Raw genomic sequence first — 20563 nt, forward strand, 5'->3', positions numbered from 1 at the left:
TGCAGGCGAAACCACCACGGCAACGAACCCTTTGGCGGTGTTGCCGGAGCAATTACCCGATGGCACGCGGCTGCGACCGATTGCATTGTTTCACTCGCAGCTTACGGAACTTGTACCCGATAATTTTCAGCCGATCTCGGTGCTGCGACTCAAAGAGGCCATCGATCTGGCCAGCAGTATGGTGCCCGACGACAACGCAAGTCGAGTGCGGCATGCATTGTACGTGATCAAGTTGGAGGGCAATACATTGGTCAGTGACCGATCGGTGCTTGACATCCAGTGCGATGATGAGGGGGTGGTGCGGCGTCGATTGGGCAAAGTGAATCTGGCCATCCATTCGACGGCTCGCAATGGAAACGTCAGCAATAGTTCGGCGATCCCGAGGCTCGAATCGTTACCCAGCGGTGATTTGATGGCCGTGGTCAACGGCGATACGTCGCTGGCGTTTTCATGGAGTCTGGAAAGTTCAACGCAGGGGCTGGTCAAACAATTCGATTTGCGACTGCCTGCGTCACCGCAAACACGAATTATCTTACAAGTTCCCAAGGGGATTGCGGTCGAGTCGCTTGACGGGGTCGTCCGTTTGTCGCCAAGCCCACCACCTGAGTTGGAATTGAGTGCGCGGGGCGTCGATTCACGCTACTACATTATCGACGCTGGAGGGCTGTCGCGAGTTCGATTGATCACGACGCGGGAAGGGTCCCGCGAAAATCCACGTGATTTGTTGGTGCGGAACCAATACACCCAGTATGCCATTGATACATCGCGAGTGGTATGGACTCATCAAGCGATCCTTCAACTTCATGTGCCCGATCGCTTGCCGTCGATGATTGTGGGGAGAAGTGCGATCACGTCGATTGCGGTTAACGCAATCGAGACGCCATTCAGTACGACTGAGATTGCCGACGGGGTTAATCGCATTGACATATCGCCGCCCTCCGGTTCGCTGCCACTGTCAGACACCCCGACGTCGATCACGATCAAAGGCCAATCGGTTTGGCAGCAAAGCGATGGGTGGTGTGACTTGCCGCAACCTCATTTCCTAGTCAAAGGGATCGTCGTTTCGGAGGTGATCAGCAAAGTGGATCTGACGATGGCCAATCCGCTACGGGTGATTCAGTGGCAATTACCCGAGGGATGGACGACGTCGTCGGAAGCTGCCGAAGACGAAGACAGTCTTCAAATCTCGGCGTCGGGCCCTCCGTTTACGCTCGACGAATCGGTGATCAAACGGTTTGCGTCCTCGGGGGAATCGGAGACGGCCGCACCGGATGACAGTGATGCCGCCGCGGCAACAACGGCCGCACCCTTAAATGAATTGCCAGCTTGGTCGAGCGTGCGAATTACCAAAGCTTCGCCGCTTCGCGATTCGTCCACGGTCATCAATTTAAGCTTGGCAGACGGATTGATCACCGCGACCACGCGAATGCGAGTCCGCATGGACCCACAACGTGTCGAGCCGATTCGAGTTGAATTGCAACGTGGATGGTCGTTACAGTCCATTACGTTGGTGGGATCCGGACGTGTGATTGAAACGCCCGCGATCAATCCGGCGACTTCACAATTCACGATTTGGCCCGAAGCAAGCGACGTCTTGGATTCCGAATTGCAAATCCAAGCTACGGGGCAATCGCGAATCATTCAAGCCGATCCGCAGATCATTGTCCCTCGAAGCTGGTTTCTTCGTTTTGTCGATGTCCAGGGTGAATTCATCGCCGCCGTAACGCCCCCGGCCAATTTGGATTGGTCCAGTCAGATGTCGCTGTTAAGTCAGCGAGTCAAGCGAAATGAAATCGATCAACCCTTTCGCGATTTCATTGAACCCGCAAACAAAAATGCAATGTACTTGCGGTGTCCCACTGGCCGAACGCCCACGCTAGTGTTGCAACCTCCGAGCGTTGCGTTTGATGTATCCACCGCGATGGCGATTCGCTTGATCGGCGCCGAAGTGCTGGAGGACCTCATTATCGAGATGTCGACCACCAACCCCTCGCCGCAAACGATCACCGTTCAAACCGGACCTGATCACGATCGCCCTGCGTTGACGTGGAGTTTGCGTCAAGCCGACGGTGGTTCGGCGATCAGTTTGCCTGCCTCCAATGTGCTGTTGGAACGCCCCGATTCAGACGGAGTCTACACGATTGACGTCTCGCAATGGAATCTTCGCGGAAAACGACTTGTCGGTCGCCGGCGTTATCCGCTCGATGGTGAAATATCGATCCGCCTTCCGGTGATCCCCAATGCGACATCGCAAACTTCAGAAGTCCTGGTTGGCGACGGAATGATCGTCAAGCAGAGCGACGACTCGGTTTTGCGAGTGCCGATCGACGCTAATTTCCGGCTCGACGAATTGATTGATGGACGCCGACCAAGCGATGATTCGCAGTCTTTCGATTCCGACAATGACGATGACGATTCGTCGAAGTCAGAGAATTCTTCGTCCGATGGCCAGTCAATTGCACCGAACGCCGCAAACGCAATCAAAACGAGGCTGCGGTATGACGCGGTAGACCAACCCTCGTTGACGATCGCTAAAACGAAAGCCAATCCGAACATCAACATCGTCTGGAATCAAGACGTTACCTTGGTCGCGTCGAGCCACGGCACGGATCGAGTTGAAGCGATGCTTCGAGTCACGGCATCAAAGCCTCTTTCGATCGACTACGACGACGATTTGCGACTCGTTTCGGTGGAACAAAACGGCGTTGTGCTCGACTCTATCGATCTGGAGCGTCGCCCCGTGTTGATCCAGCCGGTACAACCGATCAAGAGCCAACATCTGCGACTGGTTTGGAGTCGTCAACAAGTGTACCGAACGTGGTGGCGACGATGCACGATGCCATCGATCAACGTGGATGCGGTGGTCATGCACGCAGAATCGCATGTCCGTGCGTCTTCGGACTCGTTTTTGCCGAAAATACTGTTGGCGGAAACTCCGGCGATGAAGCCGCAGTCGAAACTCGCGTTGACCGCAGGGGCGGAGATACTTTTGGTACGTCGCAACAACGCATTGGCGATTGGTTGGCTATCCGCAATGTTGGTCTTCGCGTTTTGTTGGATGACGGCTCGGCGATCGCTCTATCTCAATTTGATGATCGTGCTGCTAATGGCGATGACGGCGGGATGGTGGTGGCCGTGGCATTGGATCACGATCGGTTGGTTTTTGATCCCGGCGATCATGGCATCGTTGTTAGTCAGCACATTGCGATGGAAAACCTTTTCCGAAGCGCGATCGGCGGAACGGCTTCAGCTCGAGGAACAAGAACTCGGATCTCAACGGTCGCAAGACCAAGCCACGGATTTTTCCGTGTCAAAGCCAAGTGTGATTGTACTGCTAGGGCTAATCAGCTTGGCATGTGCCGCTGCCTCGGCTCAAGAACCGGGGAATTCCGAAAGCGATGCGAATTTATCCACGTCTGGTTCCGAATCAAGCACCCCGATGGTTCCCAACGTCGAGTTTTTGGTTCCCGTCGATAAGGATGGAAATCTTGTCGGTGACAAGCTTTACATTCCTCGCGAATTGAAAACGTCGCTACTAGCACTGTCGTCGCGTTCGCAACCCGAGGAAGCTCGTTTCCAATCGGCCAATTACCGGCTGCGAGTCGAGTCGGACGAAGATTCGCTCCGTCCCGGTGCATTGTTGCTTGATGCCGACTACATCATTCACACCGATCGCGCCACGGATCGAGTCGTTCTGCCCTTTTCACCCGAAGCGATTCGGCGAATCGAATTGGTACAAGACGATCAAGATCGGATTGTGCAGTTCGAGAACGCAGCCGATGACAAAGTCGTGGCCAGCGTGCCACTGGGTGACCGGTTCCGTTTGCGAGTGACGTTGATCCCGGATTGGATGGCTAGCGAAACCAAGGGACAATTGTCCGTCAACTTGCCTCCCATTTCTTCCTCACGTATCACCATCGAAGGCAGTGGAACGATCGACCGCGTGCGAATCATAGGGACAACCGGGCAGGTCATTTCGCAACGCCAACTACAAATCTGGACTGCCGAGCTTGGACCGATCGGCAAACTGGCGATTGAAATCGAATTTACCAAGGGTACCGCGAGCACCAGTTCGCTGCCACTACGACGACGTTATTGGCTGCACGCGGGAAAATCGCATACGACAGTCGAATGTCAAGTTGAACCGACCTTTGCGGTGTCCGCCGGAGACACGGTTTCTCTGTTGATACGCGACTCTTTGATGCCCACGATCGTGTCGACGTCATGGGAAATCCAGCAAACCGATTTGCTGAGCCCGACGCGACGGCAAGTCACGCTGGCTGCGTTGCTGGATTCACCTGGCCCCATCCAATTATTGTGGACGCTCCCCTCGCGAATTAGTGAAGCGGATTCATTCGAGGATGCTGTGTCGATGGTCATTCCGGACGTTGTTCCTACGACCTCCGGTGATAGCGAACCGGCGTGGGTCGGCATTAACAGCGATCCAGGGATCCGCGTTTTGCCGGTCACTCGGGAACCACTTGACGCATTGACCGACGACCAATTCCTCGCGGTGTGGTCGGGTTATCGTGGTAGCAAGCCGGATCGCACTTTTGTGGCGTTTGGGCAATTGCCATCGTTTCAGCTGATTGACATTCCCAAGCCACAATCCACGATTACCCAAACTCATCAAGTCCATATCGCAGTCGATGCATTGGAAATACGCTACCAGGCTGAGATTGTTCATCAAGGCAAACAGTCGCGTCAATGGATTTTGAAGTTGCCCGCCGGGGTGTCGTTACGACAATTAAGTATTGATGGAAAACCTAGCGATGCTCGCCCGTTGGTGTCGAAATCGTTTACCGAAGTCATGCTGGGTGATCTCGCTGACCAAACGACTAGCATCGTCGAGGTGATCGCCGTGTCGAATCTGCCGGCGAATGGCAGATTTACGTTGCCGCGTTTGACGCTGAGTCCGACTTCGGAAACAACCGACCGCTATTTCATCACACGCGACCAGTCACTCGACGTACGAATTGCCACACGCCCACCGAAAGAGTTTGTTGAGCGGAACACAACCGGTGATTTAGCTCATCTCGCCAAGGGGTGGGTGCCGGTGGTGGGCTACGAATTCGATTCGAGTATCGTTAAGGACGCGATGAAGATCCCTTCGATGGTGTTGCGAGCATCGGTTCGTCCGACTCGATTTGATGCAAGTCAATTGATTACGTTGTCGTGGAGTGAAGGCCGATGGAGCATGCAGTCATTGACTCGATTTGGGCCTGGGAAATTACCCGATTTCATCGACATCCAAGTCCCGACGCGATGGTGTGAATCGCTCGACGTATCTTCGGCTGCCCGCTGGTCGCGGCAACCGGCCAACGATGTGTCGAATCAATTGATCCGGGTTTCATGCGATGAACAAGTGCGAGCAAGTCGAGTTATCTCGATTGAAGGAACACTGGCGTCGTCGGATAAATCTCGTGTGAGCGTTCCATCGATTCAAATTTTGGGCGAAGGCAAGCGATCGGTTCATGTCTCGGTTCCAAGTCGGCTGACGAACGAACCCATTCGCTGGCGATCGAGTTCGGTGCGATCTGCGGAACTGCCGCCCTTTTGGGCTACGATTACTCAGCAGCAAGATTTCGATCTCAGCGGGCCGCGAGCGACTTACGCGGTTGCTGCGAGCGGTTGGTCGATCGAGCTTGCGCCGCTGCAGCAGCAGAACCGGATCGCGAAGGTGATTGCTGCGGACACGCGTGTTTTTCCTGGTCACCAGCGAATCATAGTGATGTCTCGATTCGACTTGGTCCCCGGTTCATTGGATTCGGTCGATATTGCGCTACCCGAAGGCGCCACATGCCTGGGGGCATGGACTGCGAATCAAGCCGTCACGCCTGCGTTGGTCACGAGACAGGACGACCCGGCGGTGGAAAGTACCACTGAGCGAAGTGCGAACGAGATGAGTAGCGCCGACGACAATCACGCATCCGAATCCGATTCTCACAATGTCATCCGATTGCCACTGTCGCTTTCTCGACTCGCTCAGAGTGTCGAAGTAATGTTCGACGTGCCGTTTTCACACGCACGTCGTGGCGAGTACGTGGCGACCGTCCAGGGAATCCCTGTCAATGAAGCATGGGTTTCCACGTACACGCAAGCCGAAGGTCATCAAGCGGATCCTCCGGCGCTGCTCGAAACGCTTGTCACTGATGATGTCCAACAACAAGGAATGACATTGGAACAAGTTCGGGCGGTGATGATTCAGCGACGCGGATTGTCGCTAGCGGCATCGATTGTCCAAATGATCAACGATTCCAGTGACATACTTGCCGAACGCCCGACCGCCGAATCGACGACATGGATCCGCCCCATGATCGCGAGGTACGAGGACTTGGCCACGGAAGCTGGATTTCCTGTGGAGTGGATCTTAGCACCAAAGTCCGCGAGCCAAACAAATGAAGGAACGTCCGAAGACGCAACGCCCTCGTCGGTAAAAGTGTCTTCGCTTGCCGAAGCGCCCGGTCAAAGCTCGTCTCTCACCGCGGACATGATTCCCGGACTAGCGAATTGGCAGAAGTTGAACGCCGAGATGTTGGTGCACGTAAAACGCTACTCGAGCGGCTCTATCGACACACCGTTTCTTTTTTCGAACCGGGCGAACTTAAAAGGCTACCAGCTGCAGCAAATTCAGCGAGTGGACGATCAGGCGGTGTTGTCGCCCGTTGTCCCGGCGGATCCAAACGAAACTTATCTGAAGGCGATCATCACGAACACGATTTCATTTTTGGCTGCCATTGCCATCCTGATCTTGTTGTGGCCGTTGAAACGCCATTTCAACACAGTCATCTCGTATCCCGCATTTTGGCTCTCGCTTATCGCGATCTGCGGTTTCTTTGTCGCTCCGATTCCAGTTGCTGCTAGCTTGTTGTTGGTAGCGATTTCTGCACCGGCACTGCCTCATAAATCGTTTCCTCGACGCATCATGCGGTGAGCGGAACTGCGACCAAAGCACAGGCCGCCGAACGGGGTGACGTCCGCATTGTTGTGGCGATTGAAGGGTCGGCGCATGAAAAACGGCTTGCATCGACAATCCGAGGCAAGCCGTTTGAGAATTCGATTTTATGACTTTGTGCTCTGGCAAGCAGGGCACGAGTGCAATCGGTTAAGCAGAGATGTCTTAGTATCGATCGCCGCGGCCACCACCGCTGCGTCCGCCACCACCACCGCCACCGTAACCGCCGCGACCACCGCCGCCGCCGCCGCCACCGTAACCGCCGCGACCACCGCCGCCGCCGCCACCGTAACCACCACGACCACCGCCGCCACCGCCACGATCTTCACGTGGACGAGCTTCGTTGACTGTCAATGAACGACCTTCGTGTTCCTTCTCGTGCAGTCCAGTGATAGCCGCTTGAGCTTCCGCATCGCTGCTCATCTCAACAAACCCAAAACCTTTGCTCCGGCCGCTATCGCGATCAGTGATGACCTGGGCGCTTTCAACCGTGCCAAACTCAGAAAACAAGTTTTCCAGGTCAGAACTTGAGACACTAAAGCTCAAGTTTCCACAATACAATTTCCTTCCCAACGCTAAACTCCTGTGCAAGGATTGACCGCCCGCCGTTGGAAGTTGCGGGCATAAAAGACTGCGGCCTATTTGGAGACCTACCAAGTGGGACGGACGAAACTGCACGCCCCGGCCAAAATCCGGCTACGAGCTGCACGATCAACCAACCAACCATGGTCCAATTTACCGTATTAAACAGCCGCGTATAGCCCAAAGTCTCTGTGGAATTTGCCCCAAAGCACCAAAATATCGTAAAAATGTGCCCCTCAATCGATGCGATTGTTCCCAGCGAAAATGCAAAAACGACCGTCCCTAACGAGCCCGATTTTGTTTAAACCGATAAAACAACGTGTCGCCAGTTGGGCATCGACGGCTCGCTACAATTAATCCACTTTCTCGGTTTGTTGCTGTGGACACAGCCAATTGACGTCGCCGATCCACTTTACAACCCACGATCGCGGACCCATGATCGGTCGCTTTAAGTTGGTTGTGACAACGAAATGCAGCGATGCGATTAGGCCGCCGCGACACTCGTGGCGGACGTGCACAACATTTGGGCTACCACTTCGTCGTCCGGACTTCGTCAATCGCTTGTTCACGCGTGCTTAGCTCGCCATCGAGTTGCCGCTGGCGAAGTCGATTCAGTATCTTTGCGTACACTGGGCCCGCCGGGATTTTTAGCCGTGCCAGATCGCTGCCATTCAGCAGCGGTGGCGGGTCGAGCACATCCGATGGCAGTTCTAATGCAGCTTTGACTCGCTGTAACCCTTCGTCCCCCAACCCTTCCGCGACGGCAAGATCACACGCCACGTCCAAGACATATCGAACATCCCGATCAATTAAGATTGGTTGAATCTTTGACCACGCAACTTGATGAGCAATCGCGAGTTTGGGGGCACCTCGCAGCGCCGCGGTGACAATCCGAACCTCCTCGTTCGATAGTTTCCAACGCTCGGTTATCGCCCTTAGATCCGCGTTTGCGGATGGGCTAGCGAGCAGCAGGAGCGCTAACGCCGAGGGGAACTCGCGTTGCCGACGATGCAGAAAAAGTTGATGGATTACAGCGTGATCCATCTGGGCAAGTTCTGGCAGCACATAACGCATCAGCTGCAAGTCGGTGAGGTAGTCGAGCCCCGAAAGGACATGCTCTGAAGCCATGCAGCGTCGCATTTCGACGCCGATGCGTTCACCGCTAACGACCTCAATTTCACTCGCCTTTTCTGCGATAGCGTTGGCGGTTTCAGGGGCAATTTGAAATCCGATGGTGGTGGCAAAGCGAACCGCTCGTAACATTCTCAACTTGTCTTCGGCGAAGCGTTGCCGAGCGTCTCCGATTGTCCTCAGCAGCGACCGTTGAAGATCCTCGCGACCGCATACATAGTCGATGATCTCGGAATTGACAGGGTCAAAGAACAACCCGTTGATGGTGAAGTCACGCCGTAACGCATCCGCCTCGGCACTGCCAAAGTGAACGCTATCGGGTCGCCGTCCATCCAAGTAAACGCCGTCGCTGCGAAACGTCGCCACTTCGGTCGGTTCGACTTTGTCGGCACGTGGCGGCTGCGTCACGGAATCACGGCGATCCGGCAATACGCCCACCACCCCGAAACTGGCACCAAACGCCAGTGTGCGTTTTTTGCCAAACACACCCCGGATCGCATCGGGAGTCGCGTCGGTTGCAACGTCGTAGTCCTTAGGCGATTTGCCCAGCAGCGCATCGCGAACGCTGCCGCCAGCTAGATACGCGGTGAAGCCGGCCTCGCGTAAGCGGTCGATAATCCGGATCGCTTCCTGAGCCGGGGGGCTGGAAAAATCAAAATCGTAGCGGGTGCGAATGGGGATCAAAAAATTAATGCAATTGGTGTCTGATAAAAAACATTCCATGACCGCTGGGCAAGCAAAATTCACACTCGGTCAACGGGGTCATCGAAGACCTCCGATTGTGGCTCAAGCCAATCTTGGGTAAAAGCACGGTATGAGTCAATTCAAGCAAAGAATCGGAAAAAAGAGAGGCGTCGTGGGAGTGATCTTCCGCGATGAAAAACTATTGATCATTCGCCGCTCTCTGACGGTCACGGCACCGGGAAAGCTCTGCTTGCCCGGCGGCACGATCGAAAAAGGAGAGACCGAAGAGTTCGCGTTGGTTCGCGAAATGCAAGAGGAACTTACGATCGATGTCTCGCCCGTTCGTCTCGTCTGGCGGAGCGTTACGCCGTGGGGGACGACGCTGGCATGGTGGTTGGCGCACCTGGATGCCGACGTCACACCGGTTCCGAATCCAGAGGAAGTTGCCGAATACTGCTGGATGAATAGCGACGACATCTGCTCAGCACGTGAGATGCTGCCGAGTTTGCCAGAGTTCATCCAAGCCGTACGTGCTCGCAAAGTCGAGTTGGACTTTGCATTCTAGTATTTCGGGTTGGAATTAATACGCCGTTGACGAGGTTTCGACGCGTCGTTGACGGATTGTTGAGTTAATCGTGTAACCGTTAGCCGAAGACGTACTCGCGTCCGTTAGCGTACGCCTATCGGCTAACGGTTAAACGAAGCATTCTAAGGTCAGGCTAAATCAACAAGCCGTCGACGACATCCGTGGGCGCGTTGGGGATACGTCGCCTCAACTCTACCGGGGACGCGTGGCGATTCGTGCGGCGTCTCCTTCGCTGATCGACAACGCAATCCAGCCTTCACGCAATTCCAATTGGCTGATCTGCAATCCGTCAACTGCCGGATGCCGCGCTAACGCTTCGGTGGTCAAAGGAAGTCCGTGATTTGGCGAAAGCACTTTGTTAAAGATTGCCCGGATTGGCAATCGCTCGCGCATCGACAAGCTTGGTCCACTGATACTCAAATGGCCGTCACGTACCAACGTTGCATGCAAGCCATTGACCTGCGGGACATACGCTGCCCGCACGATGAAGCGTCGCAAATCAAATGTCTCACCGCGAGTCAAGCGTACGATCCGCAGCGTCAACCAAAGCTTGCCATCTTCGACCTCGACCGTGATTGGCCGAGTCTTGGCAAATTGGATCATGACGTCGTCCGGAATGTCTTCGGGAATCGTAGCGGTTTCCTTGCCAAACAACACCATGCCTTCGTGAATCATCTCCGAGATCAAGCGAGGACGATCGCGTGGCACCAATTGTTCAAGCGTGTTGTTCATGGTCGATTGATGTACCTGTACACTCATCAAACTGTCTCGCAACGCACGTGGACGCGGCGTGTGGGCACCGAGCTGCCAATCACCGGCCAGCCGATAACGAGCCAGTAATCGATCATTCGTGGTTTGCATGTCGGCGACCTGCGGATCCAATCTCAGTGCTCCGAGTGGTCCGAGGACCATTTTCGAGAGATTGCGAGCCGATTCGTTAATCTCGCTGTCCACACGTTGATCAATCTCGCCTCCTACTTGCTCACGAACCTTTTCTTGGGCGAGTCGGTTCGAAACTGGTTCAAGTGATTCATACCTCGACTCCGCAATACTGCGGACGAGTGCGCCGATCAGCGGCCAATTGTCATAGTCGGTATCAATTCCATGCAGTCGATTTTCGCCGCGAACATCGACCCACGAATTTCCAAGCTGGACGCCATCGGGAGTAATTTCGATCGGAGTCGTCGCTAGGAAGTTGGCGTCACCGTGTGTTCGCAAGGCAACCGGCCCGTTGAACCCCACTGATTGTGTCCGGACATTTCCGGTGGTCTGCAGATCGATCTGCCAATGGTTCGGTGAAGGCAGCAACGCGATACTTAACTTGCTTTGCACATGGCTGGTGCCACGCACTCGGCTACCGAGCATCTGTGTCCGCACGGGGATGGTTTGGGGGGCAATCGTGGGCAACATTCGTTGCAGCATCGATTGGCTGATGGCCAAACGCACATTGGCATTGCGGTAATGGGTGTCGATTGCATCGGCCACTTCCACGGCGACGGGATTGTCGGCGTGGCGAAGTGTTTGCACCGCTTCGGCAATTTCCAGCGATACGGTATCGATTTCGTTCGCTTCCTGATGCTCGATCTGATTCAGCAAGCTGGCATAGTCAACCGCACCACGTGTCCACGGGCGGACGGCGACCGCGAGTTGTTCGACCGCATCGTTGCCGAGCCATTCGCGGTGCTCGGGGTGCAAGCCGTGCCATCGCAATCGCGCCAAGAAACGTTTTGCCAACATCGAACGGTCCTCGTTCGACGATCCGGCAGCAGCGTTTTCGATCGCATCGAGCAACAGGAAACGGGCCCATCCGCCGGCATCACCTGTTTCGTCAAGAATCTGACGCACGTTGGCGACAAATTCACTTGCATCGACATCGGTTTCCAAAATACTCCGCGACGCAAGAATTTGCGTGTCTCCGCGTTGGGTAAGTTCCCAAATCGGTTGCCATACCGCGACACGGCGTTGGATGGCAAAACATGCATACAAAAACCGAATTTGGATTTCGCGGGTCGCCATCGATTCCGCATTCTCGCGTCCCTCGGTCTGCAGTCGATCAAGTGCGTCAATCAAATCGCCTGCACGCTGGTCACCGAGTCGCGGTAGGGTTCGCAGTTCACGAAGCGTTTCTTGAACCGCAAGCGTCCACTGCGCGACGGTTTTCAATTCCTGCTGACGGAACGTCATCTCGCCATGACTCGATTGCGAATCTGAATTCGCGTACTCAGCCAACAATTCCAACTGTTGATCCAAGCTGGTGGTCACAGGCCATCCGGCAGGACTCAATTGGTGCGAACGACGGTCGGCTTGGAACACCGACGTTGGCTTTTGTGATGATTCGGTGGCGTCGGCCTTGTCAGTCTTTGCACTGACCTCAGGGGCATGAGGATCGATCGCGGCTCGGGGACTGATTTTTGCTAGGACTGAAATCGACTTTGGTAGCACGGATTCACGCGACAGCGGATCCGCTACTGGCTCCGGCGTCGGGGAAGCAGGCGGAGACGCCACGTTTAAAACCACCTCATTACCGCGGACACGCGAATAGTCGACATCAGGAGAAAGCGTCGCGAGCTGATCGTACGAATGCGCCAACGATGAATCGTCTTCGTCCATCATGGTGGCGACGGCGGCATCGTGGCCGGCCAATTCTTGCTGCTCTTCGCGAATCGGGGCCGTCAATCGCGTAGCCACCGCGCGGACATGTTCCCCGGTATCGCTGGCAACGTCGGCAGTTTTGTCGCGGTCGACAATGACGGTATTGGTGGCACCTAGTGCAAGATTGCCTTCGACCGCTGCATCGTCTGCTACCGCTTCGAACGCAAACGAATCATATTGACTCGCTGCTGCGACACTCATTGCCTCACTTACCTGCTCGTTTTGCGGGGGCGTGGAAGCGGGCGACGGCGTGTTTGCCAGTTCCTCATCGGGCAACTCGGTCGGCAGTTCGCTGGTTGCGATGGAGACGGTTGGCGGAATCAATTCGCGTTCCAACCGCAATGGTAAACGCATCCCGCGTGTGCCGTGCTCGGCTCGTTCGACCACGTCCACTTTGACATCGGGAGGTGAAATTACGGTGTGCAGGACTTTGACATCACGCGGGGATGACGCCGCTACAACCCGCGATACCGGTTTAGCCGTGGGCATCGCGGGGGAATTGGGGACGGCGTCGCTGACGGCTCCGTTATTGGCTGACGTGCCGGGCGATACCGCCTTTTTCACGCTCGCGGTAAGCTCGCTCAACGACGGAATGGTTCCGACCCACGAGACTAATACAACGATCAACGAGGTTAGCAGGGGCCAGAAAACCAAGGACCTTTTGACGTCTTTACGCATCCCGATCTCATCTTGAATTAGCGGGAGAAGTGAACAAGGACGGTCATTTGCTAAGGAGGTTGCCAACCATGGCAATTCTGTACGACCGTTGTAGACTAGCATCGGCGATCCCAACGGCTCAGTTCACAATGCTCTTTCGATCGTTACAAAAAGACGAGAAGTCGCCATTCCCCCCAACCCGTAGGAGTGGTTTTTATGTACTATTTTGCGAATTCAAGTTCGTGTTGGCTCGAATAGGCAATTTTGCTATCAGTACGCTAAATTGCCCTGTCAACTACCCCGCTTCTCGAGACACCTTTTCGCGACATGACTGAAATCACCGGGAAAATTTACGTCGCTGGCCATCGTGGCATGGTCGGTTCAGCGGTGTGCCGAAGATTGGCGAGTGAGAAAAATTGCGAGGTTCTGACCGCCACGCGTGACACGCTGGATTTGACGAACCAAAGTGCAGTCGAGGATTTTTTTGCTCAAGAGCGTCCTGATGCCGTCGTTTTTGCCGCAGCTCGGGTCGGTGGGGTGCTAGCAAACGACACCTATCCCGTCGAATTTTTGGGCGACAATCTGTTGATGTCGACCTTTGCCATTAACGCCGCCTACGCAGCGGGGGTCAAACGATTCCTGTTTCTTGGCAGCACGTGCATCTACCCACGCGATTGCCCGCAACCGATTCAAGAAGATGCGTTGCTGACCGGACCGCTGGAAAAGACGAACGAAGCGTATGCGTTGGCCAAGATTGCCGGCTTGAAGCTTTGCCAATTTTATCGTCGCCAACACGGGGGGATGTTCCACAGCGCGATGCCGACCAATTTGTACGGCCCCGGCGACAATTACCATCCTCAACATAGCCATGTGTTGCCGGCACTGTTGCGGCGATTTCATGAAGCGACGCAGCAAGGCGTTGATCACGTCACAATTTGGGGCACCGGAACGCCTCGACGCGAGTTTCTCTATGTCGATGACTTGGCGGATGCACTTGCATTTTTGCTGACTCAGCAGAATCCGCCCGACTGGGTAAACGTCGGAACGGGTGTCGATTTGTCGATCCTCGGACTAGCGCACCTGGTTGCAGAGACCGTCGGTTATCAGGGCGAGATCAAAACCGATCCCTCCAAGCCGGACGGAACTCCCGTCAAATGCAGCGACGTGTCGCGGCTGAAGAAGTTGGGGTGGAATCACAAAGTCGCACTCGCTGAAGGCTTGAAAAGAACGTACGATCACTTTTTGAGTGAACTGGAATCAGGGCTAATGCGTTCGGTCTAATTCCACATATTCATCCATAAACCCCGCATCAGATCACCTCTATTTCGTAACCCCAAACTAATCTCCGATACAGACATGACCAAAAACGCATTGATCACTGGAATCACCGGTCAAGACGGAAGCTACCTTGCCGAGCTGCTGCTTGACAAAGGATACACCGTGCACGGCTTGGTACGCCGCAGCAGTACTTTTTCGACTGAGCGAATCGAGCACATCTATCAAGACGTTCACGAGGATTCTCGACTTCGGTTGCATTACGGTGATCTGACCGATGGTCAGGCGTTGACGAATTTAGTGCTGGAGATTGAGCCCGATGAAATTTATAACCTGGGCGCGCAGAGCCATGTTCGCGTTTCGTTTGATCAACCGGTCTATACGTTACAGACGGTGGGCGTTGGAGCATTGAACGTTCTCGAAGCGGCGCGTCTGCTGAATCAAAAGAAACAGGTCCGTGTTTACCAAGCCAGCAGCAGCGAAATGTATGGCGATGTCCTGCAAACGCCGCAAACCGAGTTGACACCGTTTAACCCGCAATCACCTTATGCCTGTGCAAAGGTTTTTGCTTTTCATCAAACGGTGAACTATCGACACAGTTACGACATGTTCGCAAGCAACGGGATTCTATTCAATCATGAATCCGAGCGTCGCGGCGAGACGTTTGTCACACGAAAGATCACCCGAGCTGCGGGACGTATCAAAGTCGGAATGCAAAAGAAATTGTATCTCGGGAACCTCGATGCCAAACGAGACTGGGGATACGCCAAGGACTATGTCGAAGGCATGTGGCGAATCTTGCAGCACGATGAGCCCGACGATTTCGTGCTTGCAACAGGCCGCACCGAGACGGTTCGCGATTTTGCTCGTTTGGTATTCCAACAACTCGAGCTGGACTACGAAGATTTTGTCGAGATCGATCCCCGTTACTTCCGTCCAGCCGAAGTTGAATTGTTGCTAGGCGATCCCAGCAAGGCAAAGGAAAAGCTGGGCTGGGAAGCCACAACAGACCTCGAAGAACTGGCTCGTATCATGACCGAGCACGACTTGGAACTGGCCAAACGCGAAGCTCACGCAAAGAGTTTCGTCCCCAACTAACTCGGTCATAGGTTCCTGTCGTCCCTTCGGGACGATCGACACGTTGTGGACTTCGAATCCATGGGCTCGCGGCTAATGCCATCTACTTTGGTAGCGGCAGGGCGCGGGGCCCGTCCGGTTGAGGCGAGTCAAACGTTCGGTTTAGACCGGGCGGCTTGCGCCGCACCGCCACAAACGCTACCCGTTTAGTGCCAACGTCGATGGTATTGGGCTTTGAGCCCGGGGTTAGTTTTAGCCCGCGGCGCTGCTTTGCGATGGTTCGTTGCGTCCGCGTAGCCGCTGGACAGTGTTGACCACTAACAAGCAAAGCGTGCCGCCAATGATCCCAAGAATTGCATCGAGCAGCATTTTCACGACGCTGGCCAAGATTCCGCCGAACCCTTCGATTTCAGCTAGCGGATGGATCAGTGACTCGACCATGTGATGCAGCGGAGGAATCCCGTGTGTCAGGATGCCGCCGCCGACCAAAAACATCGCGACCGTGCCGGCGATCGACAAGAATTTCATCAAATACGGGGCGGTCGTGATCAGAGCGTACCCTAATTTCTGACGGAAACCCGGCTTCGATTGTGGTGAATCCGTCCGCATCAATCGCGTTCCGAGGTCATCAATTTTTACGATCCCGGCAACCAATCCGTAGACCCCGACGGTCATAAGTAGCGAGATTGATACCAGGACCATCAATCGCGTGCCAAACGAAGATGTCGCAACCGTCCCCAACGTGATCACGACAATTTCGGCTGACAAAATAAAGTCGGTGCGGATTGCGCCGCGAATCTTGTCCTTTTCAATCGCGACCATGTCGATGTTGGGATCCGCCAAAGCGGCACCTAGTTCTCGTTCGTGTTGTTTGTCTTCCTTAGGATGCAGAAATTTGTGAGCGAGTTTCTCGCATCCTTCAAAACAGAGGTACAGACCTCCGATGATCAAAAGCGGCGTGATCGACCATGACGCCAGTGCGCTCAAACCCAGTGCGATAGGGACGAGGATTGCTTTGTTCAGGAGCGAGCCTTTGGCGACCGCCCAGACGACCGGAAGCTCGCGACTCGCGTCCACACCGGTGACTTGCTGCGCATTGAGCGCCAGATCGTCACCGAGCACGCCGGCCGTTTTCTTTGCAGCCACTTTGGTCAGGACAGCAATGTCGTCAAGGATGGTGGCGATGTCGTCTAACAACATCAACAAACCACTGGCCATAGCATTAATCCTAAATTCAAATAAACGGTCGGGAAGCGTCGCGGCGTCGGGAAAGAGTTTAGTGCAGTGAGGCAGGAGGCGTTTGGTTTGCCAGTCGTTTTAGTGCTATCCACAGTTGCTGGGATCAACCGAACCCATGGTCAACCGAGAAAAATCGTCCGAACGGCTAACGTGATTTCATGAGATCCTGTCTGCCGACCTGCTTATCCACCGCCAACGCAGTGGACGTTATACACCAAATAGCAGACCGAGGGAGAGAGGGATGGGGTACAATGCTCGCTTGAGGTTCGATGTGAATTACTCGAAAGAATGACCGACAATGACTCGTTCACCTGACCGTCGCCAATGGCTTAGCGTGGCTGCAGCGACAGGAAGTTCACTGATGTTACCCAAGCTTGGGGCCGCCAAGTTAGTCCGATCGGCGGCAGTGAAATCGGAAAATGCCAAGCCCGGCACGCAGCAGTGGTTGCTCAGCAAGACGAGGATCGATCCAGCGACGAAATACCGATGCCCCTGGATCGAAGGCTATGCGTCGCACGCCAGTATCTTGCCAGGCGAAACGCTCGAGGTGATGGTCAGCACCGATCCGGTCAGCGAGTTCACGATCGACTTCTATCGGTTGGGATATTACGCAGGTGACGGCGGCCGCTTGGTTCATGCCAGCGAAAAATTGCAGGGAATCGTTCAGCCGATGCCATCGCCCGGGCCGCGACGGATACAGAATTGCCAGTGGACGCCCAGTTTCGAAATTGAAATTCCTGATGACTGGCTCAGCGGCGTGTACGTCGGTAAGTTGACCGAGTTGACCAATGGGGTGCAAAGTTACGTCATCTTTATCGTGCGTGATACACGCAGCGCCGAGCTGATGTTCCAGTGCAGCGACCATACGTGGCAGGCCTATAATCGTTGGCCTTCGCAGTTTTCGCTTTACGACAACGGCGAAACGCCTTGGCATTGGGGCGGCGAGTCTCAAGTCAGCTTCAATCGTCCCTACGGCAAATACTGTCAAATTCTTGATGCGCCACTCTCGATTGGCTCGGGCGAGTTCTTCTTGTGGGAGTTTCCGTTTGTCAACTGGCTCGAACGCGAAGGTTATGATGTGACGTATGTGTCCAATTCCGATTTGCACCGCGACGCGAAACAGCCGCTCCGCTGCGATGGGTTCCTTAGCGTCGGTCATGACGAGTATTGGACGATTGAAATGTTTCGGAATCTGCAAGCTGCCATTGCCACGGGAGTCAACGTTGGGTTCTTTTCGGGTAACGCCGTATGTGGTCGCATCGTATGGGATGACGCCACTCGATCGTTTCACCGCGTCGGCGTGTTTGGACCTCCCGGTGGGACGCGTGAATTTAGCTCGATGTCGACGCTCGTGCACGAGCGTCCCTATGCCAACGAGCTTGTCGGGGCACACAGCACCGGTCCGGTCACGGGCGGAGCGGATTGGATTTGCACCAAACCCGACCATTGGCTGTACGCGGGCACACAGATGCAGCAGGGAGACGCAATCCCGGGCGTCGTGGGATGGGAATGGCACGGTGATCCTGCGGAGATTGCCGGATTAGAAGTTGTCGCACAAGGCCCCACTCAATCAGCGCCGGGCGTCCCCAACGGTGGCGAATATACTGCGACGGTTTATCCCGGCCCGCAAGACAACTTTGTCTTTAATGCCGCGACATGTTGGTGGGCCGACGGATTGTCGCAGCCGCCCGGTTATGTCCGCCCGAGCGTCTATACTTCGCCGCAAGGTCCTGATTCTCGACTGCAACAAATGACCCACAATGTCCTCCGGCGCATGCGCCGGAGTTTGCCATAGCGGACGGTCGATTTCACGACGCGATTCGGAATCGGGCACGATAATCACGGGGCGTCATTTGCCGCAGTTGACGAAAGCGACGATTGAAATTTGACAGGTTCGCAAACCCCGATTGCATGCTGATTGATAGAATCGAATCGTCGGTGTCGGTTAACAAACGGCATGCTAACCCGATTCTCAATTCGCTGATGTAATCCGACAGTGTGCGGCCAGTCGACTGTTTGAAAAATCGACTGAATGCCGACGCATTCATATCGGCAAGCTCGGCAAGTTCCGCATGTCCAAGCTCTGGATCGGTCAAATGATTTGCGATGTGGTCACAGATTTTTTGGATTCTCGTTTCGACATCCTGGCTGGATGTGACCGAATAAAATTCGCTCGCCAATTGAACGCTTTGGTTGCACGAAGACAATTCATCCAAGATAGAGATGAGTTCGATTAAACGTGCCGCACCCTGTTTGTTCACCAAACCCGTCATGCGGACTCCGATCCGAGCCGCCACATGTTCGGGAAACCACAACCCGCGACTGGCTGTTTGCAGCAACTTGTTGATGTTGAGCATTTCCGAAACGGCAAAGAATTGCTCGCCTAAAAAATCGGGATGAAACTGCAAGACAATTGCGGGGTGGCGGTCATACTTCTTCCCTCGGTATTCGTCGGACGCCCAGGTGTGAGGAAGCTGGGACCCCACCAGTACAAGATCATGATCGCGATAGCTGCCAATGTGATCTCCGACCACTCGCGAACCTGCACCGCGGTAAATATAGGTCAGTTCGACTTCGGGATGACGGTGCCATTTCACCGGAGAAAGTAGTTCAGAGCGATCGAAACAGCGAAACGATTCACCCACCGCGGGAACAAGCTTCTCGTATGACGGTTTCATGGTGATGACACGGGGTAGGAGACATTACCGATTTGAGAGGCGAGGACGGTACTGTGCAGGGCGGGACGCAGGTTATAAATCGACCCGCATACTAGGTATCCTAATTACCCAATTGAGCAAGGCAATGAGCGAGGGACACCCATCACTCAGGCGTTCGAGTCAAAACGCCGTATCTCATCTGGCTGTTTAATGGGAGACGTCGGCTGTACTTGGATTCAGTTTCGAAGCTGCTGCCGAGTCAAGGACAAATTCAACGTTACCGTGATCATGCAAGTAGGTCGCTGGCACCGAATCCGAAATCGCCCCTTGTACGCTCCGCTCGACAATGGCTGATTTGTGTTCACCAAACGCTAACAAACGGATGCGACGTGATCGCAGGATGGTGCCGACTCCCATTGTAATCGCCAATTGAGGTGTTTTCTCGAGACCGCCAAAATCCTTGGCCGCATCGGTGCGAGTGATTTCGCAGAGTCGGACCAATCGCGTGGTTGAGGCTTGTTCGGACCCAGGTTCGTTAAACCCAACATGACCAGTGCGTCCGATGCCTAGTAGCTGAAGATCAATGCCGCCTGCGGTGTCGATCGCGTCCTCGTATTGTTGGCAATATTCCGTTACCCGGTCCGGAGTGACGGTGCCATCAGGGATATGGATGTTGTCGGGAGAAATGTCGACATGATCAAATAGTTGTTCGTTCATAAACCGAACGTAGCTCTGTGCAGCGTTGGGCTTCATCGGGAAATATTCGTCGAGATTGAACGTCACCACGTTCTTCATCGACAAATTTTCCTCGCGATGCAGTCGGATCAACTCACGATAAACGCGAACGGGGGTCGATCCGGTTGCCAGGCCTAGGATGCATTGTTCGCCGTCGTCGGCACGTTGGCGAATCAGCGAAGCGATCTCGGCTGCGACGGAGTTGCTTGCGTCGGCGGCTTCCCCGAATACCCGGACCGCGATGCCGTTTCGAACCCACTGAACAATGTCATCGTTGTCATCGTTTTTTTCGGTTGGTTGGATCAACAAAGTATCTTCCTAAGCGCGTACAGG

11 protein-coding genes are annotated in these 20563 nt (G+C 54.7%); 5 read left to right on the plus strand and 6 right to left on the minus strand.

What is annotated here, in order from left to right; genetic code table 11:
• The first annotated feature begins 31 nt into the window (after positions 1-31).
• On the plus strand, positions 32-6934 hold the full coding sequence (locus RMSM_RS41180) for a hypothetical protein (RefSeq protein ID WP_008701399.1): 6903 nt from the start codon (positions 32-34) through the stop codon (positions 6932-6934).
• Positions 6935-7120: 186 nt separating this feature from the next.
• Here the strand turns inward: RMSM_RS41180 and RMSM_RS21805 are convergent, their stop codons facing one another.
• Both RMSM_RS21805 and RMSM_RS21810 read right to left on the minus strand, forming a co-directional pair.
• Positions 7121-7633, minus strand: coding sequence for an RNA recognition motif domain-containing protein (locus RMSM_RS21805; RefSeq protein WP_236622253.1), 513 nt, complete (start codon positions 7631-7633; stop codon positions 7121-7123).
• A 432-nt stretch (positions 7634-8065) separates the two neighbouring features.
• The gene (locus RMSM_RS21810; RefSeq protein ID WP_236622254.1) at positions 8066-9352 is read right to left on the minus strand and encodes a CCA tRNA nucleotidyltransferase; all 1287 of its coding nucleotides are present in this window, start codon (positions 9350-9352) and stop codon (positions 8066-8068) included.
• 130 nt (positions 9353-9482) lie between these two features.
• Between RMSM_RS21810 and RMSM_RS21815 the strand changes: the two genes are divergently transcribed.
• Entirely contained in the window at positions 9483-9917 is a 435-nt protein-coding gene (locus RMSM_RS21815; protein ID WP_008701405.1) for an NUDIX hydrolase, read from the plus strand.
• 213 nt (positions 9918-10130) lie between these two features.
• On the opposite strand, the gene RMSM_RS21820 is transcribed toward RMSM_RS21815, so the two are convergent.
• Positions 10131-13175 carry a hypothetical protein gene (locus tag RMSM_RS21820; RefSeq protein ID WP_160168343.1) on the minus strand — a complete coding sequence of 1015 codons (3045 nt, stop codon included), beginning with the start codon at positions 13173-13175 and terminating at the stop codon, positions 10131-10133.
• Between the two features lie 399 nt (positions 13176-13574).
• Here RMSM_RS21820 and RMSM_RS21825 point away from each other — a divergent pair, with 399 nt between their 5' ends.
• Both RMSM_RS21825 and gmd read left to right on the plus strand, forming a co-directional pair.
• Positions 13575-14528 carry a GDP-L-fucose synthase family protein gene (locus RMSM_RS21825; protein ID WP_008701409.1) on the plus strand — a complete coding sequence of 318 codons (954 nt, stop codon included), beginning with the start codon at positions 13575-13577 and terminating at the stop codon, positions 14526-14528.
• Between the two features lie 75 nt (positions 14529-14603).
• Entirely contained in the window at positions 14604-15620 is a 1017-nt protein-coding gene (gene gmd, locus RMSM_RS21830; protein ID WP_008701412.1) for a GDP-mannose 4,6-dehydratase, read from the plus strand.
• 231 nt (positions 15621-15851) lie between these two features.
• Here gmd and RMSM_RS21835 read toward each other — a convergent pair whose 3' ends face one another.
• Entirely contained in the window at positions 15852-16817 is a 966-nt protein-coding gene (locus tag RMSM_RS21835; protein ID WP_008701415.1) for a DUF808 domain-containing protein, read from the minus strand.
• A 319-nt stretch (positions 16818-17136) separates the two neighbouring features.
• On the opposite strand from RMSM_RS21835, the gene RMSM_RS21840 reads away from it, so the two are divergent.
• Entirely contained in the window at positions 17137-18633 is a 1497-nt protein-coding gene (locus RMSM_RS21840) for a N,N-dimethylformamidase beta subunit family domain-containing protein (RefSeq protein ID WP_008701417.1), read from the plus strand.
• A 13-nt stretch (positions 18634-18646) separates the two neighbouring features.
• Here RMSM_RS21840 and RMSM_RS21845 read toward each other — a convergent pair whose 3' ends face one another.
• Both RMSM_RS21845 and nagB read right to left on the minus strand, forming a co-directional pair.
• Positions 18647-19516, minus strand: a complete 870-nt coding sequence (locus RMSM_RS21845) for a helix-turn-helix domain-containing protein (protein ID WP_008701419.1) — start codon at positions 19514-19516, stop codon at positions 18647-18649.
• Between the two features lie 186 nt (positions 19517-19702).
• On the minus strand, positions 19703-20536 hold the full coding sequence (gene nagB / locus RMSM_RS21850; protein ID WP_236622255.1) for a glucosamine-6-phosphate deaminase: 834 nt from the start codon (positions 20534-20536) through the stop codon (positions 19703-19705).
• Between the last annotated feature and the right edge of the window lie 27 nt (positions 20537-20563).

Source organism: Rhodopirellula maiorica SM1, from assembly GCF_000346295.1.
Taxonomy (GTDB): domain Bacteria; phylum Planctomycetota; class Planctomycetia; order Pirellulales; family Pirellulaceae; genus Novipirellula; species Novipirellula maiorica.

Coding starts and splice junctions, on each gene's coding strand:
- RMSM_RS21840 (WP_008701417.1), top strand. CDS start 17,137: ATGACTCGTTCACCTGACCGTCGCCAATGGCTTAGCGTGGCTGCAGCG.
- RMSM_RS21845 (WP_008701419.1), bottom strand. CDS start 19,516: ATGAAACCGTCATACGAGAAGCTTGTTCCCGCGGTGGGTGAATCGTTT.
- RMSM_RS21825 (WP_008701409.1), top strand. CDS start 13,575: ATGACTGAAATCACCGGGAAAATTTACGTCGCTGGCCATCGTGGCATG.
- gmd (WP_008701412.1), top strand. CDS start 14,604: ATGACCAAAAACGCATTGATCACTGGAATCACCGGTCAAGACGGAAGC.
- RMSM_RS21835 (WP_008701415.1), bottom strand. CDS start 16,817: ATGGCCAGTGGTTTGTTGATGTTGTTAGACGACATCGCCACCATCCTT.
- RMSM_RS21815 (WP_008701405.1), top strand. CDS start 9,483: ATGAGTCAATTCAAGCAAAGAATCGGAAAAAAGAGAGGCGTCGTGGGA.